The sequence below is a fragment of the Ornithinimicrobium sp. CNJ-824 genome (genome assembly GCF_001942405.1).
Classification (GTDB): Bacteria; Actinomycetota; Actinomycetes; order Actinomycetales; family Dermatophilaceae; genus Ornithinicoccus; species Ornithinicoccus kibberensis.
Genome location: NZ_MKKA01000020.1, coordinates 1 through 26,548 on the forward strand (window position 1 = coordinate 1; position 26,548 = coordinate 26,548).

Consider the following 26,548-nt stretch of genomic DNA (forward strand, 5'->3'; position numbering starts at 1 on the left):
AACTTCGGCGGATCCAGGCTGAACGCGCCGGAGGCCTCGACGTCCAGAGCAGCCTCGACTTCGGCCGCGGCATCTCCGGGGGAGAGGCTGACTTGAGTACCAATAATGTGATCTGCCTCAGGCAGCGAGAAGGACTCAACCTGGCTCTCCGACGCCAAGATGTTTCCTTCGTCATCCAGCACGTTGAAGTTCACCGTGACCGTCTGACCGACGTAAGCGGAGTTGTTGTGGACGAGAGCGGTCACCCACACATACTCGTCAGACTGACCGAAGCCCGCTTCCTTCAGGGTCCCGAGCTCTGCGGCGCCGAGGTCGCTGCCGCTTCGGTGGTCGCTGCAGCTTCCGCTGGGGAAGACGCAGCCGCGTCGTCCCTCGTCGACGAAGTGGCCTCCACCGGGTCGGGCGTGTCGTCAGTCCCGCAGGCCGAAAGAGAGACGACCAGTCCCGCACACGCGAGCGCGCGCCAATTCATAAGTGCTCCTACCCCTCGTAACCCCTTGGAAGATGCCAGCGCATCGTAACCGAACACCACGCCAGATCGGGGGCCGGTCAGGGGTCGTGAATGGCTCCCACCCGCAGACCATCCCGACATGGTCGGCCAGCGCGCCGGGGCGTGGTGGAAATCTGGGTTGAAGAAGCAAGTGGACAACACGTCGCCAATCGGCGCGAGGGACGCGTAGGGGCTGGTCATGTCGGGCGGCAGCAACAGAGGTGCCTCTCGTACACACACTGGGCAGACTCGACCTGTTTCTGTGTGACGCCAGAAACCACACCTCCAGCACGAGTACGCAAGCCCACCTCGCGGCACCGGCTCAGGGCCGTCTCCACTATTCAGAGAACGCTCGGCTAGCAACGCATGCAGCCTTGGCACACCGTCCCCCCACCGGAGAACCTCCGTGCGCCAGCACGCCTCGTTCTGCGACCGAGACTGGCGCACCAGCAGGTTTCCCCCACGTATGCTGGACAAATGCCGAGCCAGGAGTCATCCCCCACCGCACGTGGCCGGGCCGGCGAGCGCCGGGCCAGCATCCTGGAGGCGCTGCGGGGGACCCGGCACGGGCTGGGGGTCAAGGACCTGGTCGGGCTGACCGGGCTGCACGACAACACGGTCCGCTTCCACCTCGACCAGCTGGTCGCCGACGGGCTGGCCGACAAGCAGCCGGGGGTGACCGACCGGCCGGGCCGGCCGCCGCTGACGTACGTGGCCCGGCAGGAGCCGGACGAGGCGCGGGACAACTACGCGCTGATCGCCCGGGTGCTGGGGAGCGCGCTGGCCGGGTCGACCGGGGACGCGGCGCAGGTGGCGCGGGAGTCGGGCCGGGCGTGGGGGCGGGCCGAGGGCGGACGGACGCAGGACTGGAACACCGCGCTGGACCGCCTGGTCGCGGTGCAGCAGGCGGAGGGCTTCTCCCCGGAGCTGGTGGAGGACGCGGACGGGACGGCGCTGCGGGTGCACCACTGCCCGTTCCTGGCGCTCTCCCGCGAGGACCGCACGCTGCCCTGCTCGGTGCACCTCGGGCTCATCGAGGGGGCGCTCGGGGACGCGGGGGTCGTCGACCGGCTGGAGCCGTTCGTCACGCCGTCGCTCTGCGTCGCGCACCTGACGCCGGCCGACGGCGCCTGAGGCGGGCCGACGACGAGGCAGCCGTGGCCCCTCACTCCTGCGGCGGAGCCTCCGCCACCAGCGGCGTGTCGACGCCGAGCGCGCCCATCTTGGCCGCCCCGCCCGGCGACCCGAGCGGCTCGTCCCGCCCGGGGAGCGCCGCGAAGAAGAAGTCGGCGTTGTCCTGCAGGTAGGGCGTGAACTCCGCCGGCAGGTCGTCCTCGTAGTAGATCGCCTCCACCGGGCAGACCGGTTCGCAGGCGCCGCAGTCGACGCACTCGTCGGGGTGGATGTAGAGCGCCCGCTCCCCCTCGTAGATGCAGTCGACCGGGCACTCCTCGACGCAGGCCCGGTCCACGACGTCGATGCAGGGCTGGGCGATCACGTAGGTCATGGGCGGCCTCCTCGGCTCTCGGGGTCTTCATTTTACACGAATCCTACTGTAGAAATAGATCCATGACCACGACCCAGACCTGGCTCCCGCACCTGTTCCACCGGCGGCACAACACGATGCCGCGGGTCCCGATGCCGGCGCTCCGACCGCGGACCGACGTCCCCGACCTCCTCGGCCCGGACGTCTACCCGGACGTGCGCCCGGGGTCCGACGGCCTGTCGACCGCGCTCCAGGTCGCCGGCAGCACCGGGGCGACCCCGCTGCTGCTGGCCGACCTCACCTCGCCGTGGGCCTACCTGGCGCACCTGCGGTTCGACTCCGACGCCGGCGGGGACGAGGGCGAGGGCCACCCGACCGACGGCCCTGTGTGGTGGGCCGTCGAGAGCACCGCGACCATCCCCCTGAGCGGACTGCGCACCGACGGACCCGACCGCGACCGCCTGCGCGAGGAGCTGGCCGCCGTGCGCGACCTGGCCCTGGACGGCGAGGAGATCCCCGACGACGTCCCGGCCGTGCTGCCGCACCCGCGCCCGGTGGCCGCAGCCTACGCCGAGGCCGTCACCCTCGGCCGCGGCCCGCAGGCGCTCGACCTGTTGATGCGGGCCTACTGGCAGGACGGCCTCGACGTCGGCGACCCCGAGGTGCTGCGCCGGCTCATGCCCCGCGTCCTCGTCGACGACCTCGCCCCCTGCACCGGCGACCCTCGCCGCGAGTGGGGCTACGTCGTCTCCCCCGCCCGCGAGCCACTCTCCGACGCGGCCTTCCACCTCATGGGCCGGTGGCAGCAGCGCTGGGTGGACCTGGGCCGTCCTGGTCCGCTCGCGGTCGTCGACGGCCGCCGCACCCGCGCCGGTGCCGACGTGCTGGGCGGCACCACCGAGCAGCAGCTGGCCGCCTGACCCGAAGACCTGCCCGGAGGCAGACGGCCCGGCTCAGACCTCGACCGGCCCCCGCAGCTCCTCCGGCACCAGCCCCACCCGCACCGGCCCCGGCGTGGTCCGCCCGTCGACCGGCACGCCCTTCTGCGTGACCACGACGACCCCCTCGTCGGCCAGCGTGCACGCCACCGCGCGGGCCACGTGCGTCAGCGTCCGCCGCCTGGTGGGGTCGACCGCACCGGCCGCCTCCGACGGGCAGAGCGTCTTGGCCGGCCCGCGCTCCTGCGCCAGCCGCAGGATCTCGGTCCGCAGCCGCTCCTCGAGCTCCTCGGTCGCGCCGAACGTCGCCACCGCGTCGTCCAGCCGTCGCAGGAACCGGGCGAACCCCTTGCCCGCCCGTCCCCGCCGTCGCGACGAGGTGACGACGCGCGTGCGGTCGGTGCTCGTCCACGGCATACCCCCGTCGCGCACCGCCCGCACGAGCTGCACGTCCTCCCCGTCGTCGAGCGCGGGGAACCCGCCGGCCTGGTCGTAGGCCGACAGCCGCGCCCCCAGGTTCGCCCCGTGGATCCCCAGGTGGCCCTCGGCGAGGTGGTGCTGCGCGTGCCAGAGCCGGGCGGACTCGGAGCCGTCCTCGCGCGGCTCGACGGTGCCGAGCACCAGGTCCAGACCGCGGTCGGCCAGGTCGCGCTGCGCGCGGAGCCAGGTATGCGGCACGCGCGAGTCCGCGTCCGTGCTCGCCACCCACACGGTCACCGGGTCGAGGTCGGCCAGGGTGCCGTGGGAGCGGCCGGCCTCGACGCCGTCCGCGCGGGCCCCGCCCAGGCTGTCGGCATCGCTGTCCTGGACCACCCACCGGACGTCGGGGTGCGCGGCGACGACCTCGTCAACCCGCTCGGCCGTGCGGTCCGTGCAGCGGTGCAGGACGACGGACACGACGACCGGCAGGTCGACCTCGGCGGCCGCAGCGGCGACGCTGGTCAGGCAGCCGCCGATCTCGTCCTGCTCGTCCCGGGCCGGCACGACGACGAGGACCGCGGCGAGCGCAGGTCGGTCGTCGGTCTCGTTCCGCGGGCGCACGGGGGAATCCTCACACGGTGCGGGGACGGTCGTTCGCCCCGCTCCCTGAAGTCCCGACCGGCGAGCCACCGGAAAGAACGATGCACCCCCAGATATTTGGGCTGTCTGACCGCAGTCCAGGGTGTCTCACCGTTCAGACGTCCGGCTGCTCCGGCAGGGCTGCTCCGCGGAGCACCCCCGTCGCCGACCACACGGTCAGCACAAAGTCCTCCTCCAGAAGGTGGCTGCGACGTTGCAGGCCAACGTTCGTCATCGCCTCACCCACGAGCCCGTGCACCTCGTCACCGGTCAGCGGCCACCCGACGATCTCGTGCCGCCAGTGGCAGGCCAGCACGGTCGCTCGGTCCGACCCGGCCACCAGCTCGCCCACCCGCCGCGCCAGCTCGCGCAGCCGCCCGGGCGAGAGGAAGTAGCCCACCTCCGACAGCACCACGAGCTCCACGGTCTCCCCGCCGAGCGCCTCCTCGAGACATCCCCACTCCTCTGGCAGCGACGCCCGCACGGTCCGCAGCCGCTCGGCACCCTCGACCCGGCCCAGCGCCTCCGCCGACTCGTCCACCGCCACCACCGCGTCGCACCGACCGAGCAGTTCCTCGGCGAGCGCGCCGACGGAGCACCCGACCTCCACGCCCACGGCATACCTCTCCTGCGGCAGCGCCGCCAGGGTGAGGGCGCGCTTGCGCCGCTCGTACCAGCTTGTCCGCACCTCCCACGGGTCCTCCTCCCGGGCGTGCAGGTCCTCGAACGGGCTGCTCTCCCCCGGCTCGGCGACCAGCAGCGTCTCCCAGGGTCGCGCGAAGTGGGCGAGCATGTCCGGGCGCAGCAGCACCTCGTCGCCGGGCCGGTCGGACAGGGGCTCGACCTGGGACCGGTGCCCGGCGACCGCCCGCGCCTTGCGCCTCCGCGCCTCGTCGGACAGGTCCACGCGGCGGGCCGAGCCCCACGGGAGCGCGTCCGGGCCCTCCCAGTGCCACAGCCAGACCGGGTACTCCAGCAGCCGCGCGTCCGTGCGCCACGCCGCGGTGGCGGCGGACCGGGCGGCGGCCTCGTGGTCGGGGTGCCCGTCGGCGCGGTACGGCGCGAGCAGCACGCTCTCCCCCGGCCGCGCCAGCCGCACGAGCGCGGCGGTCAGCTCGTCCTGCTCGTCGGCCAGCCCACCGTCGGTGAGCCCGAGCAGGTGCAGGCGGGCGTGCGGGGCGAGCTCAGTGATGACCTCACGGGCCTCGGCGCGGCGGATCCGGGCGAGGTCGGCGGGCGTGTGCGTCGGCGAGCGCGGGTGGGAGGCCTGCCCGTCGGTGGCGACGACGACGTCGAGGTCCACGTCCGCGGGCAGCCCGGCGAGCAGCCCGCCGACCCCGAGGGTCTCGTCGTCGGGGTGGGCGGCGACCACGAGCAGGTGGGTGGTCCCGGTCAGGTCGAGGGGTATGACGTCGCGCCACCGGGGGTCCTCGACCCACCGGGCCTCGTCGGTCGGGGGGTCGCCGGAGGGGGTGAGCCCGGAGGCGCCGGGGGCGTCCTTGATCCCGTCGCTCATGCCCAGGCCACCGGCATCCCGTCGGCGACGGCCCTGCCGACGGCCGCGGCGTCGCGCTCGGCCTTGTGCTGGCGCAGGTAGAGCTGCAGGTCGGCCACCCGGGCGGCGTGGTCCTCCTCGCCGGCCAGCGGACCGGGGCCGAGCGCGTGGGCGGCGGCGGTGAGCACGGTCTCGCAGGCGTCGTGGACGACGGAACGGACGCGGACGCAGCGGGGCCAGGCGTGCTCGCCCTCGACCAGGCCGGCGTCGACGGCACTCGCCGCGTCGGTGAGCACGGCCGCGGCTGCGGTCAGGGCGGCGTCCGCCCGGCCGAGGAGGGACAGTCCGATCTGGTCGGGCTCGCGGTCGCTGGCCGCCCGGTGCATCCGCCGGGTCAGGCCCATGGCGCCGCCGAGCCAGCAGGCGGCGACGCCCAGGCCGCCCCAGGCGAAGCGGGGCGGGTGAGGTACCACCCCGGGTCGCCCACCGGGTCGCCCGGGACGTCGGTCAGCCGCAGGCCGGTGGAGCGGACCCGGGGCAGGCCGCGGGCGACCCACGGCTCGTCGACCAGCTCGACGCCGGGGTGGGTCAGGTCGACGGCGACGAGGACGCGGCGCTCGTCGTCGACCCAGGCGGTGACGAGGGCCGAGTCGACGTGCTCGGCCAGGGAGCACCAGGGCTTGCGGCCGGAGAGGACGAGGCGGCCCTCGTCCCCGGGCCGGGCCTCCAGCCGCGCGCCCGGCCCCTCGGCCGCGTAGACGCCCCACGTGCCCGAGGCGGGCGGCACGGCATACCCCGCGTCGGCGGCCTGGGCGAGGATGGCGACAGCGTCGAGGTGCGGCTCGAGGGTGCGGGCGACGGTGAGGTCGACGGCGGCCAGCTCGGCGAGGGCGCGCCACAGCTCGGCGGTGCGGCCGGCGCCGGGCAGCGGCAGCAGCGTCGCCGCGCGGTCGGCGAGCGCGAGCGTCGCGACGGGGTCGCCGGCGGCCGCGCGGGCGTCCTCGAGCAGGGCGGTCAGGCCGGGGTCGTCGGGGGCCTGCGGGGACCAGGGGTCGAGACCGATCACGGACCCATCGTGCCGTCCGCCAGGGCCCGGCGCTCGGCCTCCTGAGCCATCCGGACGAGCATCGCGCGGAAGATGACCTTGTGGGCCGGCAGCTCGGCCCACCAGAAGGCCTGCCCCAGGCGGCCGTCGGGGCGGAACTCGAGCCGTTGGACCAGCCTGGACCGGTCGATGTCCGGACCCTGGGAGTCGTGCACCTCGTAGGTCATCCGGGCCGTGCCCGGCATCCGCTGCTCCGACACGAGCGTCAGGGTGCGGCCGGGCTCGACCGTCTCGACCCGCCACCCGTCGACGGGGTCACCGACACGCAGCTCCCGGTCGGGACGGACGCGGTTGCCCGGTCCGCCCACCACCCGGTCGAGCACGCCACGGACCTGCCAGAGGCGGTTCACGGCATACCACCCCGGGTCCCCGCCGAGGTCGGCGACGCACGTCCACGTGGTGGCGGCCGGTGCGTCGACGGCGCGCTCCCTGCGCTCGCGGAAGGCGCCGTCCGCGTCGGGGGTCAGACCGGCCCTCACCGGGCACCGCCTTGGACGGGGAGGCGCAGTCGGTGGGTCGGGGTGGGGTCCACGCTGCGAGGCTACTGCGGTGGCGGACGGCGCGAGCGCTGGATCATCATGAGGCCATGGCCGACCCCACCGCCCCCGTCAAGGACATCGCCCAGCTCGCCCAGCAGCACGGCTTCACGGTCGGCGCGGCCGAGTCGCTGACCGGCGGCGCCATCTCCTCCGCGCTGGCGCAAGGAGAGGGAGCCGCGGACTGGTACCACGGCACCGTCGTCAGCTACCACAAGACGGTGAAGTTCGACCTGCTCGGCGTCACGCCCGGCCCGGTCATCACCGAGCGGTGCGCGATCGAGATGGCCCAAGGAGCGACGCGGGTGCTCGAGGCCGACGCGGTCGTGTCGACCACCGGCGCCGGCGGACCGGACGAGGAGGAGGGCCACCCGCCGGGCACGGTCTACGTCGGGGTGATGGTCCGTGGCGAGGTCACCTGCTCCAAGCTGGAGCTGGACGGGGACCCCGAGGAGATCGTGCAGGAGGCGACGCAGCGGTCGTTGGAGCTGCTGCTGGAGCAGCTGCGCGCGGCCACCGGCTGAGACCCTGCAGGCCCTTGCCGCCGCACGCCCACGGCGGAACACTGGGACGGGCCGTCCGGCACCGACGAGCCGACGGTCCGCGACGAAGGGACCTGCCATGTCCGACGGAGCCATCCACCTGCTGGTCGGGACGACCAAGGGCGCGTTCGTCCTCGACGGGGACGCCGACCGCAGCCGCTGGTCGGTCCGGGGGCCCTACTGCGGCGGCTGGACGATCAACCACGTCGTCGGCGACCCGGCCACCGGGACGTTGTGGGCCGGAGGCGGCGGCGACTGGTCCGGCGCCGGGGTCTGGCGCTCCCGAGACCTCGGCAGGACCTGGGAGCCGACCAAGCTGACCACCGGCGAGCTGGACGCGTGGGCGGCCGAGGAGCCGGGGTTCGCCGAGTCGCTCGGCTGGACCGACCAGGTGGCGCCGTTCGGCGAGGACTTCTCCCAGGTCTGGTCGTTGGGACGCACCGGAGACCGGCTCTACGCCGGGACCAAGCCGGCGAGCCTCCTCGTGAGCGACGACGACGGCGCGACGTGGGCCAAGGTCAAGGGCCTGACCGACCACCCGTCCGCCCAGGAGTGGAGCCCCGGCGCCGCCGGCCTGGTCCTGCACACCATCGTCGCCGACCCGCAGGACCCCGAACGGATGTGGGTGGGGATCTCCGCCGCCGGGGTCTTCGCCACCGAGGACGGCGGCGTGACGTGGGAGCGGCGCAACGACCTGGCCGACCCCGCCGACGGCGAGGGCAACAGCCACCCGGCAGCGGCCTCGGACGGGCACACGGGCTTCTGCGTGCACCACCTCGAGCGGGCCGCCGGGCAGGACGGCCTGCTCTACCAGCAGAACCACCACGGCGTCTGGCGGTCCGAGGACGGCGGCCTCGGCTGGCGAGACGTCACCGCGGGCCTGCCGTCGACGTTCGGCTTCCCGCTCCAGGTTCACCCCCGCGACGGGCGGACCCTCTGGACGGTCCCCCTCAACGGCGACACCGAGGGCCGCTACCCGCCCGACGCGGCCGCCGCGGTCTGGCGCTCGCGCGACGGCGGAGGGTCGTGGGAGGCGCTGCGGGGCGGGCTGCCCCAGGAGGCCTGCTTCTTCACGGTCCTGCGCCAGGGCATGGCCGGGGACCGCCGCGACCCTGCCGGGGTCTACTTCGGCACAAACACGGGCTCGGTGTTCGCCAGCCACGACGAGGGCGAGACCTGGACGGAGGTCGCCCGGCACCTGCCGACCGTCCTCGCCGTCGAGGTCCTCGAGCCCGGCAGCCGGTAGGGCGCGGCCCGCAGACCCTCTCAGCCAGACCGTCTCCGCACCAGCTCCATCGCCCTCACCTGGTCCAGCACCGCCAGGTGCGGCAGCGGGTCCACCCGGGTCCGCTCGACCACGTTCGTCAGCTGCTCCCGGACCACCCGCCGCAGCTCCTCGGCGTCCCACGGCTTGGCCACGTAGTGGTCCAGCCCCGCCTCGTTGACCGCCCGGATCGTGTCCGCCTGGTCGGCCTGCCCGGTGACGAGCACGGTCGCCACGTGCGCGGTCTCCTCCGCGCCGGCCAGCTCGACGAGGAAGTCCACCCCGCTGGTCCCCGGCAGCCGGTGGTCGGCGAGGACGACGGCCAGCAGGTCCCCGTCGGCGGCGACCTCGGCGATCACGGCCCGGGCGTCGGGCACGTCCTGGGCCGGCTCGACGCGCACGTGCGCAGCCAGCGGCTCCAGGTCGCGCTCCAGCGCCTCGCGCACGTCCGGTTCGTCCTCCAGGACGAGCACCACGAGCTTCATCGCTGCTCCTTCTCCTCGGTGGGGCCAGGGGGTATGCCGTCGCGCCCCGCGGGCGCACCGGCCCCGGTCGTGGGGGCACCGGCGGTCGTGCCGGGACCGGTCGGCAGGGCCGGCAGCTCGACGGTGAAGACGGTGCGGCCCGGCTCGGACTGCAGCCCGATGGTGCCGCCGTGCTGGACGACGATGCTCTTCGAGATGCCCAGCCCGAGGCCGAGCCCGGAGCGCACGACCCCGTGCTTGGTGGTGAACCGGGGCTCGAAGATCCGCCCCTGCAGGGAGGGCGGGACGCCGGGGCCGTCGTCCTCGACCTCGACCCGGACCCCGCCGCCCTCCGTCCGCCTCGCCCGGACGGTGATCCGGCCGGACCCGTCGAGCGCGTCGGCGGCGTTGGACAGCAGGTTGGCCCACACCTGGGCGAGGCGCCCCGGCCGGCTCCCCACCGGCGGCAGGTCGGCGTCGCACCGAACGTCGACCGTCAGTCCGGCCAGCCGGTGCTCGACCAGCCCCAGCGCGTCCCGGACCGTGGCCGCCAGGTCGGTCGCCTCGAGCGGGGCGTCGGGGTCGTCGGGCCGGGCGTGCACGCGCAGGTCCTCGACCAGCCGGCCGACGTGGTCGGCCGCGGTCCGCAGCGAGCGCAGCGTCGCCCCGATCCCCGCGGCGGCCTCGACCCGGGCCAGCTCCTCGGGCGGCCCGGTCAGCACCCCCTTCGCCCGTGCCGGGTCGGTCACCCCCGCGGCCACCAGCCGGCGCACCTGCGACGGCGTCGCCCCCGTGGCCCCGGCCAGCTCGCGCCGCAGCGAGCGCTCGTCGCCGGCCGACACCGCCTCCCGGGTCTCGGCCGCCTCGAAGGCCGTCCGGACCAGGTCGTCCTCGCCGCCTCCCAGCAGCACGCGGAGGTCGGCCGACAGGTGCTCCACGCCACGGGTCACCGCAGCGATCGGGTTGCTCAGCTCGTGGGCCACCCCCGCAGCGGTCTCGCCGAGCGTGGCCATCCGGGCCTGCTCGACCAGTCCCGCGCGGGCGGCCTCCAGCTCGCGCAGCGTGCGCTGCAGCTCGATGGCCAGCTCGGCCTTCTCCACGTGCAGCCGCTCGGCCCGCCGCAGCCGGGCCGACAGGGCCCGCACGGTGAGGGCCGTCAGCGCCGTGCCGACCCGCGGCTCCCCGGTCAGGGCCCGGTCCAGCTGCTCGACGGTCAGCGGCACGACCTCGCAGTCGGTCGTCGTCCGCGCGGTCACCGTCGCGGCCTGCGGCCCGGTGAGGGCGAACAGCCCGATGAGCGGGCCGGTCGAGGCGTGGTGCAGGGTCAGCGCGCCGACCCCGGTGTTCACCGACAGGGCGACCCGGCCGCTGAGGACGAGGAAGAGCTGGCCGACGTCGTCGTCCTCGATCGTCAGCCGCACGTGCGGGGGCAGCTGCAGCCGGGGCCGGGGGCCGAGCACCGACTCGACGGCCTCGAGCAGCTCGGCGGCCGCGGAGTCCGGGTCCTGCTGCAGGTGCCGAAGCAGCCCGCTGGCCCGCGGCTCCGGTTCGGGCGGCCGGTCCTGGGCCACCTCCTCCGCCCGCCCACCGCGGCGGCGCACCCACCGGGCGAGCTGCGCGTCGGCATACCGGCGCAGGTTGCCGCTCGTCCACGGGGCCATGACGACCCCGCCGAGGTGGCCCGCGTCGAGGGTGCGGGCCAGGTCGGGCAGCTCGAGGCGTTCGGTGACGACGAGCACGCGGGGGCGGGGGTGGCCCAGCGCGCCGAGCACGCGGGCGACGGTGCCGTCGGCGTCCGCGCGGCCGACGACGACCACGGCCAGGCCGACCGGCCCGGCGGAGCGCACGGACGGTTCGGCGAGGGCGCCGGGCGCGGGCACGCGCAGCGCGTCCAGCTCGGCGGCGGCCGTCTCGGCGACCGGACCGGTGCCGACGACGACGGTGCGCGGCGCGGGGGCGGGCACGGCTCAGCCGATCCCGAGGGCGCGCCACCACAGCGGCATGACGAGGACCGCGAGCAGCACGCCGAGCACGCCGACGACCAGGCCGGTGACGACCATCTGCGGGGTCTGGACGGTGCCGGTGGCGTAGGCGATCGCGTTGGGCGGGGTGGAGATCGGCAGCATCATCGCCAGGCTGCAGGAGAGCGCGACGACGAGCGCGACGGTGACGAGGTCCTGGTCGACCGTCAGGGCCAGCGGCAGCGCGATCGGGATGAGCAGGTTGGCGGTGGCCGAGTTGGAGATGACGTTGGACAGCGCCCACGCCAGGCCGGCGAGGGTGAGCAGCAGGATCGCGCCGGGCAGCACGCCCCAGTCGACGAGGCCCACGAGCCACTCGTCCAGGCCGCTGGCGCCGACGCCGTTGCCCAGGGCGATGCCCCCGGCGACCAGCCAGAGCACCGGCCACTGCAGGGCGCGCAGGTCGTCTCCGGTCATCACCTGGGTGGCCAGGAGCACGACGACGGGCAGGAACCCGACCGTGGTGGACGGGATGCCGTGCAGCGGCTCGCTCAGCCACAGCAGGACGGTGAGGGCGGCGGTGGCGTAGAAGACCAGGGCCGGCGGGGTCCTCTTGAACTTGACCTGCAGGTCGAGGTCGAGCGCGGTGCGGCCGGGGACGAAGCGCCAGGACAGGAACAGCCACCCCACGACGAGCAGCAGCAGCGTCAGCGGGACGGCGGCCATCATCCACTCGACGAAGGAGACCCGTTCGTCGCGCTGGATGAGGGCGGCGAGGGCCAGCGCGTTGGGCGGGGACCCGACGGGGGTGCCGATGCCGCCGACGTTGGCCGCCAGCGGCACGGCGAGGGCGAAGCCGGTGCGGGCGGCCAGGGTCGGCAGGCTGGAGAGCACCGGCAGCAGGACGGCGAACATCGTGGCGGTCGTGGCGGTGTTGGACATGAACATCGACAGCACCGCGGTCATGAGCATGAGCGCCAGCAGCGCCGAGCGGGCGCTGCCCTTGAACGGCGTGAGGATGAGGGCGGCCAGGTTGCGGTCGAGGGCGTACTTCGCGGCACCGTCGGCGATGAGGAACCCGCCGAGGAAGAGGATGATCACCGGGTCGGCCAGGCTGGCCCACACGTCGCGGGCGGACGTGGCCGGCTCCCCCAGCGGCACGAGCGCCTGCTCGCTGAGCATGAGCACCTCGAGCAGGATGATGACCACGGCCGTGGCCACCAGCGGGATCGCCTCGGTGACGAAGAGCACGATCGCCATGAGGAAGATGCCGAGCATCCGCTCCCCCGGCTCCTCCAGCCCAGGCACGTCGACCAACAGCGGGACGGCCAGTGCGAGCGCCGCGAGGGGCAGCCCGAGACGTCGCACGAGCGAGGCGGAGGGCATGGCGCCAGCCTAGACCGGGGGCCTTCCGCCCCATCCGGGCCACCGGACGGCGCGTGTAGGGTCCGACAGGTGAACCCCGTGACCGTCGCCCTCGTCAACGACTACGACGTCGTCGTCCGTGGGGTGGACGCGATGCTGCGGCCCCACGTCGACCGGGTGCGGGTGGTCGAGCTCGACATCGGCACCGAGCCCAGCAGCCCGGTGGACGTCGCCCTCTACGACACCTTCGCCCAGGCGCAGGCGGACGCCGACGACATCGACGCCTTGGTCGCCAACCCGATGACGGGCAAGGTCGTCGTCTACAGCTGGAACACCCAGCCCGCGCTGGTCCGCAAGGCGCTGGAGCGGGGGTGCGCGGGCTACGTGGCCAAGTCGGCCACCGCCGAGGAGCTGGTCCGCGCGCTCGAACGGGTGGCCGCGGGCGAGACCGTCACCCCGGGCACCTTGGACATGGAGGCCAGCGCCCAGCAGGTCGCCGCCGGAGCCGCACCCGACGACGACCACGGCCGGTGGCCGGGCCAGGAGCACGGCCTCTCGGCCCGCGAGGCGGAGATCCTGGGGCTGATCACCCAGGGGCTGACCAACGACGACATCGCGGCCCGGGCCTACCTGTCGATCAACACTGTCAAGTCCTACATCCGCAGCGCCTACGCCAAGATCGGCGTGACTCGCCGGCCGCAGGCGGTCCGCTGGGGGATGGAGCACGGCATGCTGCCGACGAAGGGCCGCGAGCTGCGGTGAGCGTGCGGCCCGCCCACCTGGGCGCCCTGCAGATGGCGGAGGGGTATGCCGCGGGCCGGCTCGGCCCGGTCGAGGTCGCCACCGACGTGCTGCAGGTCGTCGAGGAGCAGGAGCCGGCGCTCAACGCCTTCTGGGTGCGGGACGAGCCGGAGGAGGTGCTCGCCCGGGCGCGGGCGTCGCAGGAGAGGTGGGCCACCGGGGCCCCGTTGAGCCAGTGGGACGGCGTTTCGGTGACCCTGAAGGAGAACGTCGCCCGGGCGGGCGTGCCGATGCCCGCCGGGTGCGCGGCGGTCGACCCCGTCGTGCCGGAGGTGGACTCGCCGGTCGCACGCCGGTGCGCCGAGGCCGGTCTGGTCGTGCTGGGGTCCACAACGATGCCCGACTGGGGGATGCTCTCCTCCGGCCACTCCAGCCGGCACGGGCAGACCGTGTCTCCCCTGAACCCTGACTGGACGACAGGTGGGTCCAGCTCGGGGGCCGGGGCGGCGGCCGCCGCCGGCTACGGCCCGCTCCACGTGGGCACCGACATCGGCGGGTCGATCCGCCTGCCGGCGACCTGGCTCGGCCTGGCCTCGCTCAAGCCGAGCGCCGGGCGGATCCCGCTGCACGCGCCATACATGGGCAGGGTCGCCGGGCCGATGGCCCGCCGGGTGGAGGACCTGGCGGCGCTCATGGACGTCCTCTCCGGCCCGGACCCACTCGACTGGACCAGCCTGACCGCGCAGGAGGTTGCGTGGACCGACCTGGGCGTCGGGGAGGACGGGCGGCCGTGGACGGCGTGTGGACTGCGGGTGGGGGTGTGGACCCGCGCCGGGTACGGCGTGGAGCCCGAGCCCGAGGTGGTCGCCGCCACAAGGGCGGTGGCGGATCAGCTCGCCGACGAGGGCGCCTCGGTCGTCGAGATGGAGCCGTGGCTGGACCAGGGGGTGCTGGACGGGGTCAACCGGTTCTGGCAGGTGCGCTCCTGGGCGGACCTGTCCCGGCTCGGCCCGGAGCGGCAGGCGATGGTGCACCCGTTCGTCGCGGAGTGGGCGCGACAGGGCGAGGGGCTGAGCGGGGTGGCGGTCATGGACGCCTACCACGCGTTCACCGACCTGCAGGCGCGGACGGTCGCCGCCTGGGCGCAGGAGGGGGACCTCGACCTGCTCGTCAGCCCGGTGGCCCCGTGCCCGGCCTACCCGGCGGAGCTGCCGATGCCCTACCCGGACGAGGGACGGGGGATGTGGCACATCAACTTCACGCTGCCGTGGAACATGACCGGCCAGCCCGCTGGGACGGTCGACGCCGGCCGGACGGAGGACGGGCGTCCGATCGGGGTGCAGATCGTGGGGCGGAGGTTCGACGACCTGGGGGTGCTGAAGACGATGCGCTGGTACAGCCGCTAGCGGCTCCGCCGCGTGACGACCGCGCGCCGGTCGGCATGGTCGCGCCCTCGGCCAGCTCCTGGACGATCTCCCGGACCCGCCGTCGGAACGCGTCCTCCCCGAAGCTGCGGACGTGCTCCAGCAGCGCCTCGCTCGACCACTCCTGCCGAGCTGCGGCGTCGACGGCCCTGCTGATGTCCACGGGCGTGCTGCGCTCGAAGAAGACACCGTTGAGGCCCGGCACGACGGTGTCGAGATATCCCCCCGCCCGGAGCGCGACCACGGGCAGTCCCCACGAGTTCGCCTCCAGCGGAGTGAGCCCGAAGTCCTCCCGGCTGGGGGCGACGAGGCCGGTGGCGTGCCGGTAGGTCCAGCGCAGCTCGGCGTCCGTCAGCCCGGAGACCAGCCGCACGTTGCCGGGCATCTTCGCGAGGAGGGCCTCCCGTTGGGGGCCGGCGCCCACGACGACCAGGTGCTCGGGCCGTCCGCGGAAGGCCTCGACCGCCTGGTCGACGTTCTTGTAGGGCAGGAGACGGGAGACCACCAGCCAGTAGCCCTCCTCGACCAGGTCGGCGAGCTCGGGATGCGGCACCTGCTCTCCCTCGGTCCTGAGCCCCGGCGGTGGCGGCAGCACCTCGGCGTCGATCGAGTAGGCCTCGGCGATCCGCTCCTTGACCACGCGGGAGTTCGCGAGGTAGTGGTCGGCGCGCGAAGCGGCCGCCTGGTCCCACCGGGTCAGCCCTGGCGTCAGCGCGGCCAGACCGGCCTTGACGAGGAAGCTGGCGTCGTCGCCGAGGTAGTCGTCCCGCTGGTAAAGCCACCGGGCCGGGTTGTGGCAGTAGACGAGCAGCTTCCCGGTGGCCCGGAAGCCGTGGGCCCAGCCGCTGGTGGAGGCGATGGTGACGTCGGCGTCGATGCGGGTGGCGCTGACCACCGGGGCCAGCCCCGGGAGGGCACGCCGGTGGTCCGCCGCCAGACCCGGCATCCTGTCCAGGGCGGTGGTGACGACCGTGCGCCGGGCGAAGTCGGGGTAGGTCCCCTCCGGGTCGTACATCGTCGTGTAGATCGGCGCATCGGGAAACTCGCGGCTCAGGGCCAGCACCACCCGCTCAGCCCCGCCCTGCTGCGTCAGGTAGTCGTGGGCTATCGCCACCGGAACCCTGCGCCTCTTTGCCATCTCGGTCCTAGCCCCTGCTACGACAACCCCGATCTGACCTCACGGTAACCCACCTCAGCACGCCATGACGCCGTCACCCCAGGGGGAGGGAGTTCTGCTGGGAGAACTCCCCCGGCAGTTCGCGGCTGCCCGCCGAACGCGTGGTCCAAGAAGGGCGCGCTCAGCCACCGTCGGACACGAGCCGTTCGAGGTAGGTGCCGTAGCCGGACTTGCGCAGGGGTTCGGCGCGGTCCAGGAGCTGGGTGTCGGCGAGCCAGCCCTGGCGCCAGGCGACCTCCTCGGGGCAGCGACCTTCATGCCCTGTCGGGCCTCGAGGGTGCGCACGTAGTTCGCCGCGTCGTTGAGGGAGTCGAAGGTGCCGGTGTCCAACCACGCCGTGCCCCGGGGCAGCACCTCGACGTGGAGCTGGCCGGCGTCGAGGTAGCGGCGGTTGAGGTCGGTGATCTCCAGCTCCCCCCGCGCCGAGGGGACCAGCTGGCGGGCGTGGTCGACGACGGTCTCGTCGTAGAAGTACAACCCCGGCACCGCATACCTCGACCGGGGCTGGTCAGGCTTCTCCTCCAGGGAGACCGCGACGCCGTGGTCGTCGAACTCGACGACGCCGTAGGCGGTGGGGTCGGCGACCTGGTAGGCGAAGACCCCAGCACCCTTGAGGTTTTCGAACCTTCGTAGGCGGGTGCCCAGGCCGGGCCCGTAGAAGATGTTGTCCCCCAGGACCAGCGCGCTCGGTCCGCCGGCGACGTGGTCGGCGCCGATGAGGAACGCCTGCGCGAGCCCGTCCGGGGAGGCCTGCACGGCGTAGGTGAGGCTGATGCCGAACTGGTCCCCGTCGCCCAGGAGCCGTCTGAACTGGTCGGCCTCGTGCGGGGTGGTGATGACCAGCACGTCCCGGATCCCGGCCAGCATGAGCGTGGACAACGGGTAGTAGATCATCGGCTTGTCGTAGACCGGCACCAGCTGCTTGGACACCCCCAGGGTGATCGGGTGCAACCTCGACCCCGTCCCCCCGGCCAGGATGATCCCCTTCATGGCTTCGTCCTTCCTTCCAGGTATGCGGTCAGGCCGGCCATCTGGTCCACGGGCTCGAACCCGGTCCCCTGGATCTTGGCCAGGTCCAGCACGGACCGGGCCGGGCGGGGTGCGACCGGACCCGAGGCGCCGGCCGTGTACTCCTGTGTGGTGACGGGGGTGACCCGGTCCGGGTCGTGCCCGGTCGCCTCGCACACCTTCCTGGCCAGGTCGGACCACGAGGCCGGGTCCCCGGCCGAGGTGAGGTTGTAGGTCCCGTACGGGGCGCCCGTGTCCAGCAGGTGGGTGGTTGCGGCGGCTAGGTCGGTCGTGAACGTCAGCCTGCCGACCTGGTCGTCCACCACCCGCGGATCCACGCCACGTTCGGCGAGGTCGGCCATCGTGGACACGAAGTTCTTGCCCGCGCCGACCACCCAGGAGGTGCGGAGCAGGTAGTGCCGGGGGGCGACCGTCACGGTGAGGTCGCCGGCCGCCTTCGACGCGCCGTACACGCTGGCCGGGCACAACGGGTCGTCCTCGGTGTACGTGTCCTGGGTGCCGTCGAAGACGTAGTCGGTCGAGTAGTGCACCAGGGTGAACCCGTGCTCCACGGCTGCGCGGGCCAGGGCTGCGACGCCGGTGGCGTTGGCCGCCCATGCCGCCCGGCGGCCCTCCTCGGTCTCGGCAGCGTCCACAGCGGTGTACGCGGCGGCGTTGACGACCACGTCGACGCCGGTGAAGTCGAACGCCTCGACCGCGGCCGGGTCGGCCAGGTCCAGCTCCTCCCGCCCCAGGCCCTCCGCGGCGGGCATGGCCTCGAGCAGAGCACGGCCGAGCTGCCCGTCCCGACCCAGCACGAGCACCCGCCCTCGGGACTGGTCCTGTGGGATGGGGGTGACCTGGTCCAGCGTCGGGTGGGTCTGGTCCTTGTCCGAGACGACGGCCTCGGTCAGGGGGATGGGCCAGTCGATGCCCACGGAGGGGTCCGCCAGGTTGAGCATCGTGTACTCCGCCTCGGGCGACCAGTGATCGTTGACCAGGTAGGAGTACACCGCCCCCTCGGTCAGGGTCTGGTAGGAGTTGCCCACCCCCTCCGGCACGAACACCCCCACACCCTCGTCCAGCTCGAGCGTGAACGAGGTCCCGAACGTGGGGCCCTCGCGCAGGTCCACCCACGCCCCGAACACCCTGCCCGCGACCACGGAGACCAGCTTGTCCCACGGCTCGGCATGCACCCCCCGGGTCACCCCGACCGGGCCGTTGGAGGCGACCGAGTGCTGCACCGGGGAAAAGTCCGGCAGCCCGGCAGCGACCATCTTGGCCCGCTGCCAGTTCTCCTTGAACCACCCCCGCGCATCCCCGTGCACCTCGAGGTCCACCACCAGCAACCCCGGGATCGGCGTGGCCCGCACCCCCGGACCCCCAGGCGCGGGTCGGCCGTTCGAACCGTGGGTCATTGGCCCTGGGTGGCGTAGGCGGCCTCGACCGCGGCCTTCTTCGGACCCCACCAGTCCTCGTGGGAGGCGTACCAGTCGATCGTGCGCGCCAGCCCCTCCTCGAAGGACGTGAACCGCGGCACCCACCCCAGTTCGGTGCGCAGCTTGGTCGGGTCGATCGCATACCGCAGGTCGTGCCCCGGCCGGTCGGCCACATGGTCGAAGTCGTTCGGATCCCGGCCCATCAGCTCCAGGACCAGCCGGACCACCTCCAGATTCGACTTCTCCCCGTCCGCACCCACCAGGTACGTCTCCCCGATCCTCCCCTTCTCCAGGATCGTCAGCACCGCCGAGGAGTGGTCGTCGGCATGGATCCAGTCCCGCACGTTCGCCCCCGACCCGTACAGCTTGACCCGGCCACCGGAGAGCAGGTTCGTGACCTGGCGGGGGATGAACTTCTCCACGTGCTGCCACGGCCCGTAGTTGTTCGAACAGTTGGACAGGGTGGCCCGCACCCCGAAGGAGCGCACCCACGCCCGCACCAGGTGGTCCGCCGCCGCCTTCGACGCCGAGTACGGCGACGAGGGCCGGTAAGGGGTGGTCTCGGTGAACCGGGCCGGGTCGTCCAACGCCAGGTCCCCGTACACCTCATCGGTGGACACGTGGTGGAACCGCACCCCGTGCTTGCGCACCGCCTCCAGCAGCGTGAACGTGCCGGTGATGTTCGTGCTGATGAACGGGGACGGGTCGTTCAACGAGTTGTCGTTGTGCGACTCCGCCGCAAAATGCACCACCGCGTCGTCCTCCCCGGGCAGGCCCCCCACCAGCCGGTCGACCAGGGCCGCGTCGGTGACGTCGCCCACCACCAGCTCCACCCGACCCTCATGCAGGCCGACCAACGCCTCCCGCGACGCCGCATACGTCAACGCATCCAGCACGACCACCCGCGCATCCGAATGCTCCACCAAGTGATGCACGAAGTTCGACCCGATGAACCCAGCCCCGCCAGTCACCAACAGCGTCCGCATGCCGTCACCCTAGCGATCGCGCGGGACGCGTTCCCTGTGCGCCGCCTGATCACGCCGGCTCGGACACAATGAACCAGTGACGGCGACACCGGGGCGACCTTTCGACCACCTGCTGCTGACCCGCTTCAGCGCCGTGGTGGTGCCGGGTGCCCCGCCGGCACCCGCCGAGTGGCTGCACTACCGGCTCGGGTTCTTCTACGACGCCTGCCTGCCGTCGGTCACCCGGCAGCGGGGAGCGGAGCCTTTCGACTGGCTGGTCCTCTTCGACGACCGCTGCAACGACGACTTCCGCGATCAGGTGGAGGAACTGGCCGAAGGTGCCTTCACGCCGATCTGGTCGAGGGAGCCCTTCCGGCGTGATTCCTTCGCCAGCCACGTGGCCGACCGGGCGGACGCGGCATACCTCATCACCACCCGGATCGACAGCGACGACGCCATGGCGGTGGACTTCATGGCGCGGGTGCAGGCGGAGTTCGCCGGGCAGGAGCGGATGTTCGTCAACTTCCCGCGCGGGGTGCAGATCGACCGCACCGGCGCGGTCTACCGCAGCAACATCGTCTCCAGCCCTTTCCTCTCCCTCATCGAGCGGCGGGAGGAGGACCTGCCGCCGGAGACGGTCTTCGTCGCCAAGCACGCCCGGGCCCGTGGGCACGCGCCGCTGCGCCAGGTCGACGCGCCGGTGATGTGGGCGCAGGTGGTGCACGGGACCAACGTGTCCAATATCGTCAACGGGCGGCAGACCGACCCCGCACTCGTGCGCGATCGCTTCGACTTCGACCTCGCGTATGACGACACCCTCGGAGGCCGTCGGCTGCGGCGGGCACAGGCTGGGCACGCCGCGCGCCTGGGTCGCCTGTGGGCGCAGCACCCCGGGGAGCTCGCCAAGTGGGCGGAGGCGACCGCGGTCACCACCCGGGGCACGCGGACGTGGGAGCGGGACTCGGGCGAGCCCCTCGCCGAGAGGCTGGACACGGCGACGAAGGACCTGCGGCAGCGGGTGCGCGACGGCCGGTTCGCCCTCAAGGAGAAGACGAACAGCCTCGGTCGGGGGCGGTTGCGAGTCGTGGCCGGTGACGTCGAGCAGGTCCTGAATGGCGACCGGGTGGTGGTGATGGCGGAGTGGTCGAAGGGTCGCGACGTGCGCCCTAGCGCGCTCCGGGCGGCGCAGGCGTATGCCGCGGCAGGTTGGCCCACTCTCGTCGTCTCCGCGCGGGACCCGTGGGCCCGGCTGCGCGCCCCGTCCGTGCCGGAAGGGGTGGCCGTCGTCTCCCGGCCCAACTCCGCCTACGACTTCGGCTCGTGGCGCGACGCACTGGGCGCCTACCCGCAGATCGCGACCAAGGACCGGGTCGTCCTGACCAATGACTCGATCGAGGGGCCGGCCGGGCCGCTGGACGAGCTGCTGGGTCGCATCAAGGAGACGGAGGCCAACGTATGGGGCGTCACCCTGAACCCCCGCCCCCGACGCCACCTCCACAGCTTCCTGCTCGCCTTCGCCGGTGGTGTCCTCGCGCGGGAACCGCTACGGAACTTCTTCGCCGAGGTCAAGGCACAACCAAGCAAGAAGTCGGTCATCGGGTTCTACGAGCTCGGTCTGACCGCGGCCGCCGACGAGGCCGGGCTCCGTGTCGAAGCAGGATGGACCGCCGACGAGCTGGGCGTGCCGGAGGCCACGCTCATCCCCATCTACGCGTGGCAGGAGCTGATGGACGCGGGCTTCCCCTTCGTGAAGCGCGTCCTGCTCACCCAGTCGCGCTTCGCCGCATGGCGCCCGGTGATCGAGGCACGGCTGGAGGCGTGACACTTCGAGGTGGCCGATGCTCTCTGCTACCGCGTGGTCGTCTCTGCGCGTCGCCCCGCCGCCTTCGACCACTCGATGCAAGGTCTCTCGAAAACTCTGTAGAAGACCCAGCCCACAACCAGGACCACCGCGAGGCCCACCGTCCACAGAACCGCCAGCTGCAGGTGGCCCTCCGGCATTCCGAACCCACGCTCAAGGAACTCAGAGAAGTAGTAGACGATCGGCTGGTGGACGAGGAACATGCTGTAGGCGACATACCCGAGTCGTGAGACCAAGGGCAGTGCGAAAACTCGCTCCACCGGGGCGGCTCCGATGGCCAGAATGATCAAAGCACCAAAGGAGAGTGAAAGCCCGATCTCCCGCACGGGGAACCAACCCATGGCGCTTCCCGCCCACATGGCCAAGGCGTAACCAGCCACGACGACTACCGCGGCTGCGATCATCCAAGATGGCGTGAGCCGCTCCCGGTGTCGCATGATAACGACAGCGGCCACCATGCCGGCCGCGAACTCGACCAGACGGCCGATGCCCGTCGCCCCCCAGAGGAAGCTCTCCGGGAACGTGTCCTGCACGAAGAGCGGCCCCATGAGGTGCCAGATCACGGAAAGTACGGCAGCGCCCAGAAGGGCGCGCATCCCCCATCGCGCGAAGGCCCACACGAGAAGAGGGAAGAGCAGGTAGAGCTGCATCTCGAGCGACATCGTCCACAGGCTGCCGTTGATGCCCGCCCAGTACTCAGGGAAGAACATGTGCGTGAACGTCAGGTGGGAGACAAGATCGCCGATCGAGACGGTCTCGGTCGGGTTGGCCTGACCGCCGATGAGTCCATAAAGCAACTTCAGGGCGTACGGCAGCACGAGCGCAAGGACCAGGGCCGCGTAATAGGGCACGACGATCCGCTTGACACGGCGCTCCAGGTAGACACCGGTCCGGAAGCGGTCGTGACGGGATGGGTCGATGGCGAAGGGCAGGTAGAGCGCGAAGCCAGTGATGACGACGAAGAGGTCCGGCCGGGTGTTCTGCCCGATGATGTCGGTCACGACCGGTATGCGCGGCTGGCCAGCGAACTCCCAGGAGTGGAAGAGGAAGACGAGCATGAAGGCGAGCGCCCGAAGCCCGTCGACGGACCTGATCCGTGCAGGCTGGGTCGGACTGGGCTTCTCGCCGACCCCCAGCTCGCTCACGACGGGTGATCATAACTGCATAACGGGCACTGCCGACCTGCCCGAGTATCTCCGCCAGCAGCAGCCCCACCCGCACCGGCCCCGGCGGCTACGGCCTTGCGCTGGTGCACCACCGCGGCGATCCAGTTGAACGTGCGCAGCCGCGAGTAGCGCGACCGGTCGTCCTGGGTGATGCTCACAAGCGCTCCGTCGGTCGATGGGGCTTGGAGGCCGGAGGCGCAAACCCGCCGGGGTATGGAGCGTCAGGCGAGGGAGGCCCACACCGAGGCGTGTCGTGCGGCACTCGCCTCCCAGCTGAACTCCGCTGCCCGCTGACGGCCCACCTCTACGAGTTCTATGACAGCAGGACTCCTCAGAGCGACGTACTCCATACCCTCGGCCAGGGCCGGACCCGTCGGGTCGACGAGGGTGCCGGCGTTGGCCACCACCTCCGGCAGAGAGCTGCGGTTGCTGGACAGCAGAGGCACCCCGGCGGCCATCGCCTCGAGAACCGGCAGCCCAAAGCCTTCGTAGAGCGAGGGCACCACCACGGCCGCAGCGCCGGCGACCAGTCCAGGCATGAAGGAGTCCGGCAGCCGCCCGAGGTGCACGACCCTGGGCAAACCGGCGAAGAGAGCGTCACGTGCAGGGCTGCGGGGCCCGGCGAGGGCCAGTGAGTGTTCCGGTAGACGATCGTGGACCAACCGCCACGCCTCCGCCAGACCCGGGAGGTTCTTCCGGGCGGCCGACCCACCGGCATACAGCAGGTAGGGCTGTCGCAGCCCCACGTCGGTGAGCTGTTCCGGACTGAGCGGGACGGCCGAGAAGTACTCCTCGCCGACGCCGTTCGGGATCACGACGGCGTCCTTGAGCCCGAGCAGCCGCTCGGCCTCCCCTGCGGTGAACTGAGAGACGCAGATGACCGCATCGGCAGCCCGCAGCTCAGATGCCGCGGCCGCTACGGGGGCAGACTCGTCCTTGAACTCCCACGCCACCACGTCGTGCAACGTCACGACGTCCGGACCGGCCGGGGGCGGCAGGATGAGGTCCATCCGGTGCACGACGGCGGATCGGGGCCACACCAACCGCCCCAGCAGCCGCCGCTCCCGCTCGGATGCGGTGAACAGGCGCGCCATCGGCAGGCGCCGGTTGCCAGGGAGGTCAGACCTCAGCGACCGGGCCACGAGCGAGCGGACCGTCCATGGCTCAGGGCTCGCCGTGGCGAGGGCCTGCTGGGCGCGGCTAGTGATGGCCGCCTGGTACGCCTGGGCACCCATCGGGGTGGAGGTCGCGGTGGTCGCGATGGCCAGCTCGGGCAAGGCTCTCCTCCTCAGACAACGTCCTGAGAGGCTAGCGTGCTCCGTGGGCGTGCCTGACACCGACGCAAAGGAGGGCCGATGGACCCGAGCCGGATGAGGATCGCGCTCGTCTCGAGTTCTTACCACCCGCACTTCGGCGGTGTCGAGGAGCACGTGCGCCACATAGCCAAGGAGCTGCAGGAGCGTGGTCACGTGGTTGAGGTCTGGACGGTGGACCGTGGTGACGGTCTGCGGGACGAGGTCGTCGACGGGTGCCGCGTGCGCTATCTCCCAACCCCGCTGCCAGCGCGATCGGTCCGAGCGCTGGGCTCTTTGACCCTTCGAGCCCCCGGGGCACTGGCCCAGTGGGTCAGGGCCTATGCGGCGTTCCGTCCCGACGTGATCAACGTGCAGTGCTTTGGCCCCAACGGCGTCTACGGTCTGGTGCTGGCCGCACTCACCGGCACTCCCCTCGTGGTCTCCTCGCACGGAGAGACCTTCATGGACGAGCACGGCATCTACGACAGGTCAGCATTGTTGCGCGCTGCGCTTCGTCGCGCGATCCGCTCCGGCACAGTCACGGCTTGCTCGAGGTACGTGGCGGACGACCTTCGGTCCCGATTCGGCGCCAGCGAAGTCTTGGTCATCGCAAACGGTGTCGATCTTGCGCCCGCTCAGGAGGCGCCACTACTCGATGCACCCCAGCGAGAGAGCGGGCGACCTCTGCTGCTAGGCGCGGGGCGGCTGGTTCGACAGAAGGGCTTCGATGTCCTTCTCATGGCTGCTTCCCAATCCCGTTCCGAACCCCAGGTATGGATCGTTGGGGACGGAGCGGAACGTAGTCGTTTGGAGAGGCTGGCTGCCTCGCTCTCTATCTCACATCGGGTCCAGTTCCTTGGACGTAGAACGGCCTCGGAGGTGCAGTCGCTGATGGCGGCAGCAGACGCGGTCGTCGTTCCAAGTCGGGTCGAACCGTTCGGGATCGTGGTGCTCGAGGCATGGGCCGCTGGAACCCCAGTCCTCGCCACGAATCGAGGTGGACCGGCAGGGTTCGTCACGGATGGACACGACGGGCTCCTAATCGACCCAGAAGATTTGTCCTCAGTCGTGACCGGAATTGATCGTGCCACCGCTGACCTAGTCTTGGCCAGTCGCCTGTCACAGGCCGGCCGCGAGACCGTGAAGTCCTTCACTTGGTCACGCGTAGTAGATGCTTATCTGCAGGCATACAGGTTCGCCACTGCAACGGCCTCGGGGCATGCCACGCGTTCGCCCTAAATCGATATCAGACTCTCCAGAGAATCGGTCAGGAGGCCGCGCGCTCGTTCTCCAATTGCGGCAGCTCGGGCCGTCACCGGATCTCGAAGTTCCTTCACTGCTTCCCCCAGGTCACGTGCAGCTGAGCCCACAGGAGGAGCATCGAGGTCGACGAGGAGCGGCAGTGCGTCAAGTTGCGAGTAGAGATCGTGACGTTTGTCGCGCCCAACGCCCGCACCGCTGTTCACGTTCCACCCCCTGCTTGCCCTTCGGTCGAAGAACAAGACGGCTGGCGTTCCAATCCGCCAAGCGTTGACAGCGAGGTGGTACGTGTCCGTGAGGATCACTCGACATTCGGCGATTCGCCGGAAGAGCTCGTGGGCCGGCAAGACTTCTTCTTTCAGCCCAGGTCCACGTACGACCTCACGAAGATGTCGCGCTCGGTCGCGCCTGCTTAACGGCGCTCCTCGCTCTAACTCAGGCCAGGCGACGCGCAGTCTTTTCCTGCCCCACATCGGCCACATTGCGGGCGCCGTACCCCAGGGAATCCACTGAGGCACACCCCCGAGGCCTTCAGTCAGGGCTTTCCCCACCTTGGCGACAGTCTCCGGCGACACTGGCGAGCGTCCGATAAACACCCCCACTCCAGAAGCGGCGGAGGATTGCGTCACGCCTTCTAGGACGAACGCGGCATCCGAGCCGAGACAGGAGGCAGCCCTGGGCGTCCGCGCAAGTTCGGCGACCCTGGCTGAGTAGCCGTCTCGGAACCAAGCACCGTGAAGCCCTTCGAGCAGTCTCGTGAACTCGACTCCATACCGTCCTGAGTAGTCAAGGGCTGTATTGAACGCCAGCGTCGTCCCGAAGGTCACGGCTCGGGACAGAACCTCTCGGGGCTGTCCGCGGAGCATCAGAAAATCAGCAGCTATGGCGCTCGCCTCCTCCCTGCTGCCAACGCTCATCCGGCGGTGTAGTACGTCAGCCGTCTGATCGAGATAGACCGCCATGTGGTGGAAGTCACCCCAATACACGAGTGCGTCTGCCTGCAGGAACTCCTCAAGATGCCCTCGCGCAAGCCGATAAGTGAGCCCCGACGTCTCGTCACGGACGACACCCTCGCCGACCTCGCTTGAGCCCCCCGGGGGGTCACACCACTCTGACTGGTCCCACAGTCGCCAGTACGTCACGTCCGCACCCAGGCGTCCTGCCACCGCCTCGAACGCGAGGTCGACGGACGCCATGCCTGGATTTCGACCGTTCGGGGGTGCGCACAGAACGTTGACCCTAACCATGGCCCCACCCTAGGGTCGCGTTGCCCATTCTATCCAAACCCCTGCACGTCTCTATGGCGTAGTTTGGAACTGGCTGGGGACTGCTGCACGGGCAGGTGACAACAGACTGGGTCAGGCCGCCTGAGCCTGGATCCGCCGAGCGGGTTTCGTGAGGAGGTCGCGCGTCGCTGAAGACGATTTTTGGAGCGGGTCGGGGTTCTGGGCGTGGGAGGTCCGCCGGTCTGCCCGGCTTTTCCACTTGTGGTCGTTCCTCGAAGGGT

At 71.8% G+C, this 26,548-nt stretch carries 23 protein-coding genes and 2 pseudogenes; 8 read left to right on the top strand and 17 right to left on the bottom strand.

From position 1 onward, the window contains the following. Positions 1–245: hypothetical protein (locus BJF81_RS08690; protein ID WP_143780751.1), on the bottom strand; the 245-nt coding region annotated here is incomplete at its 3' end. 722 nt (positions 246–967) lie between these two features. Here BJF81_RS08690 and BJF81_RS08695 point away from each other — a divergent pair. Continuing rightward, positions 968–1,624 carry a helix-turn-helix transcriptional regulator gene (locus BJF81_RS08695; RefSeq protein WP_075958014.1) on the top strand — a complete coding sequence of 219 codons (657 nt, stop codon included), beginning with the start codon at positions 968–970 and terminating at the stop codon, positions 1,622–1,624. A gap of 31 nt (positions 1,625–1,655) precedes the next feature. On the opposite strand, the gene fdxA is transcribed toward BJF81_RS08695, so the two are convergent. Next, positions 1,656–1,997 (bottom strand): ferredoxin, encoded by a 342-nt coding sequence (fdxA, locus tag BJF81_RS08700; RefSeq protein WP_075958015.1) that lies wholly within the window; start codon positions 1,995–1,997, stop codon positions 1,656–1,658. A 62-nt stretch (positions 1,998–2,059) separates the two neighbouring features. Here fdxA and BJF81_RS17985 point away from each other — a divergent pair, with 62 nt between their 5' ends. After that, on the top strand, positions 2,060–2,896 hold the full coding sequence (locus BJF81_RS17985; RefSeq protein ID WP_075958016.1) for a hypothetical protein: 837 nt from the start codon (positions 2,060–2,062) through the stop codon (positions 2,894–2,896). Between the two features lie 33 nt (positions 2,897–2,929). Here the strand turns inward: BJF81_RS17985 and BJF81_RS08710 are convergent, their stop codons facing one another. The 5 genes from BJF81_RS08710 to BJF81_RS08725 form a co-directional block, all read right to left on the bottom strand. Beyond that, positions 2,930–3,955: a DUF3253 domain-containing protein gene (locus BJF81_RS08710; RefSeq protein ID WP_075958017.1), complete on the bottom strand. Its 1,026-nt coding sequence runs from the start codon at positions 3,953–3,955 to the stop codon at positions 2,930–2,932. A gap of 133 nt (positions 3,956–4,088) precedes the next feature. Beyond that, entirely contained in the window at positions 4,089–5,489 is a 1,401-nt protein-coding gene (locus BJF81_RS08715) for a bifunctional PIG-L family deacetylase/class I SAM-dependent methyltransferase (protein ID WP_075958018.1), read from the bottom strand. After that, positions 5,486–5,872: a hypothetical protein gene (locus tag BJF81_RS17445; RefSeq protein ID WP_158068648.1), complete on the bottom strand. Its 387-nt coding sequence runs from the start codon at positions 5,870–5,872 to the stop codon at positions 5,486–5,488. Before BJF81_RS17445 ends, BJF81_RS08715 begins: the two co-directional genes overlap by 4 nt. Beyond that, a complete protein-coding gene (locus BJF81_RS17450; protein WP_143780754.1) occupies positions 5,863–6,534 on the bottom strand; it encodes a hypothetical protein in 672 nt (223 codons plus the stop codon). Before BJF81_RS17450 ends, BJF81_RS17445 begins: the two co-directional genes overlap by 10 nt. After that, positions 6,531–7,052, bottom strand: a complete 522-nt coding sequence (locus BJF81_RS08725; RefSeq protein WP_075958019.1) for a DUF2867 domain-containing protein — start codon at positions 7,050–7,052, stop codon at positions 6,531–6,533. The genes BJF81_RS17450 and BJF81_RS08725 overlap by 4 nt, the downstream gene beginning before the upstream one ends. A gap of 107 nt (positions 7,053–7,159) precedes the next feature. On the opposite strand from BJF81_RS08725, the gene BJF81_RS08730 reads away from it, so the two are divergent. Both BJF81_RS08730 and BJF81_RS08735 read left to right on the top strand, forming a co-directional pair. After that, the gene (locus BJF81_RS08730; RefSeq protein ID WP_075958020.1) at positions 7,160–7,633 is read left to right on the top strand and encodes a CinA family protein; all 474 of its coding nucleotides are present in this window, start codon (positions 7,160–7,162) and stop codon (positions 7,631–7,633) included. Positions 7,634–7,730: 97 nt separating this feature from the next. After that, on the top strand, positions 7,731–8,897 hold the full coding sequence (locus tag BJF81_RS08735; RefSeq protein WP_075958021.1) for a WD40/YVTN/BNR-like repeat-containing protein: 1,167 nt from the start codon (positions 7,731–7,733) through the stop codon (positions 8,895–8,897). A 20-nt stretch (positions 8,898–8,917) separates the two neighbouring features. On the opposite strand, the gene BJF81_RS08740 is transcribed toward BJF81_RS08735, so the two are convergent. The 3 genes from BJF81_RS08740 to BJF81_RS08750 are packed head-to-tail and all read right to left on the bottom strand — an operon-like array spanning position 8,918 to position 12,726. After that, positions 8,918–9,400 (bottom strand): response regulator, encoded by a 483-nt coding sequence (locus tag BJF81_RS08740; RefSeq protein WP_075958022.1) that lies wholly within the window; start codon positions 9,398–9,400, stop codon positions 8,918–8,920. Further along, a complete protein-coding gene (locus BJF81_RS08745; protein ID WP_075958023.1) occupies positions 9,397–11,343 on the bottom strand; it encodes a sensor histidine kinase in 1,947 nt (648 codons plus the stop codon). Before BJF81_RS08745 ends, BJF81_RS08740 begins: the two co-directional genes overlap by 4 nt. A gap of 3 nt (positions 11,344–11,346) precedes the next feature. Then, complete coding sequence (locus tag BJF81_RS08750; protein WP_075958024.1) at positions 11,347–12,726, bottom strand: SLC13 family permease; 1,380 nt, start codon at positions 12,724–12,726, stop codon at positions 11,347–11,349. A 69-nt stretch (positions 12,727–12,795) separates the two neighbouring features. Between BJF81_RS08750 and BJF81_RS08755 the strand changes: the two genes are divergently transcribed. After that, entirely contained in the window at positions 12,796–13,467 is a 672-nt protein-coding gene (locus BJF81_RS08755; protein WP_075958025.1) for a response regulator transcription factor, read from the top strand. Further along, positions 13,464–14,852 (top strand): amidase, encoded by a 1,389-nt coding sequence (locus BJF81_RS08760; RefSeq protein WP_237770137.1) that lies wholly within the window; start codon positions 13,464–13,466, stop codon positions 14,850–14,852. Before BJF81_RS08755 ends, BJF81_RS08760 begins: the two co-directional genes overlap by 4 nt. Positions 14,853–15,003: 151 nt before the next feature. On the opposite strand, the pseudogene BJF81_RS08765 reads toward BJF81_RS08760, so the two are convergent. The 4 genes and pseudogenes from BJF81_RS08765 to rfbB form a co-directional block, all read right to left on the bottom strand. Next, positions 15,004–16,008 (bottom strand): annotated as a pseudogene (locus BJF81_RS08765) (glycosyltransferase); the annotation flags it as partial. A gap of 160 nt (positions 16,009–16,168) precedes the next feature. Then, positions 16,169–17,037 (bottom strand): annotated as a pseudogene (gene rfbA, locus BJF81_RS08770) (glucose-1-phosphate thymidylyltransferase RfbA). Further along, positions 17,034–18,473 (bottom strand): sugar nucleotide-binding protein, encoded by a 1,440-nt coding sequence (locus tag BJF81_RS08775; RefSeq protein WP_075958027.1) that lies wholly within the window; start codon positions 18,471–18,473, stop codon positions 17,034–17,036. The pseudogene rfbA and the gene BJF81_RS08775 overlap by 4 nt, the downstream one beginning before the upstream one ends. Then, positions 18,470–19,480: a dTDP-glucose 4,6-dehydratase gene (gene rfbB, locus BJF81_RS08780; RefSeq protein WP_075958028.1), complete on the bottom strand. Its 1,011-nt coding sequence runs from the start codon at positions 19,478–19,480 to the stop codon at positions 18,470–18,472. The genes BJF81_RS08775 and rfbB overlap by 4 nt, the downstream gene beginning before the upstream one ends. Before the next feature lie 76 nt (positions 19,481–19,556). Between rfbB and BJF81_RS08785 the strand changes: the two genes are divergently transcribed. Continuing rightward, on the top strand, positions 19,557–21,281 hold the full coding sequence (locus BJF81_RS08785; RefSeq protein ID WP_075958029.1) for a glycosyltransferase: 1,725 nt from the start codon (positions 19,557–19,559) through the stop codon (positions 21,279–21,281). A 26-nt stretch (positions 21,282–21,307) separates the two neighbouring features. Here BJF81_RS08785 and BJF81_RS08790 read toward each other — a convergent pair whose 3' ends face one another. Next, positions 21,308–22,465: an acyltransferase family protein gene (locus tag BJF81_RS08790; RefSeq protein ID WP_075958030.1), complete on the bottom strand. Its 1,158-nt coding sequence runs from the start codon at positions 22,463–22,465 to the stop codon at positions 21,308–21,310. 242 nt (positions 22,466–22,707) lie between these two features. Then, entirely contained in the window at positions 22,708–23,763 is a 1,056-nt protein-coding gene (locus tag BJF81_RS08795) for a glycosyltransferase family 4 protein (RefSeq protein ID WP_075958031.1), read from the bottom strand. A 78-nt stretch (positions 23,764–23,841) separates the two neighbouring features. Between BJF81_RS08795 and BJF81_RS08800 the strand changes: the two genes are divergently transcribed. After that, complete coding sequence (locus tag BJF81_RS08800; RefSeq protein ID WP_075958032.1) at positions 23,842–25,020, top strand: glycosyltransferase family 4 protein; 1,179 nt, start codon at positions 23,842–23,844, stop codon at positions 25,018–25,020. On the opposite strand, the gene BJF81_RS17455 is transcribed toward BJF81_RS08800, so the two are convergent. Next, on the bottom strand, positions 25,017–26,237 hold the full coding sequence (locus BJF81_RS17455; RefSeq protein WP_143780755.1) for a hypothetical protein: 1,221 nt from the start codon (positions 26,235–26,237) through the stop codon (positions 25,017–25,019). The genes BJF81_RS08800 and BJF81_RS17455 overlap by 4 nt on opposite strands. Positions 26,238–26,548 lie beyond the last annotated feature (311 nt).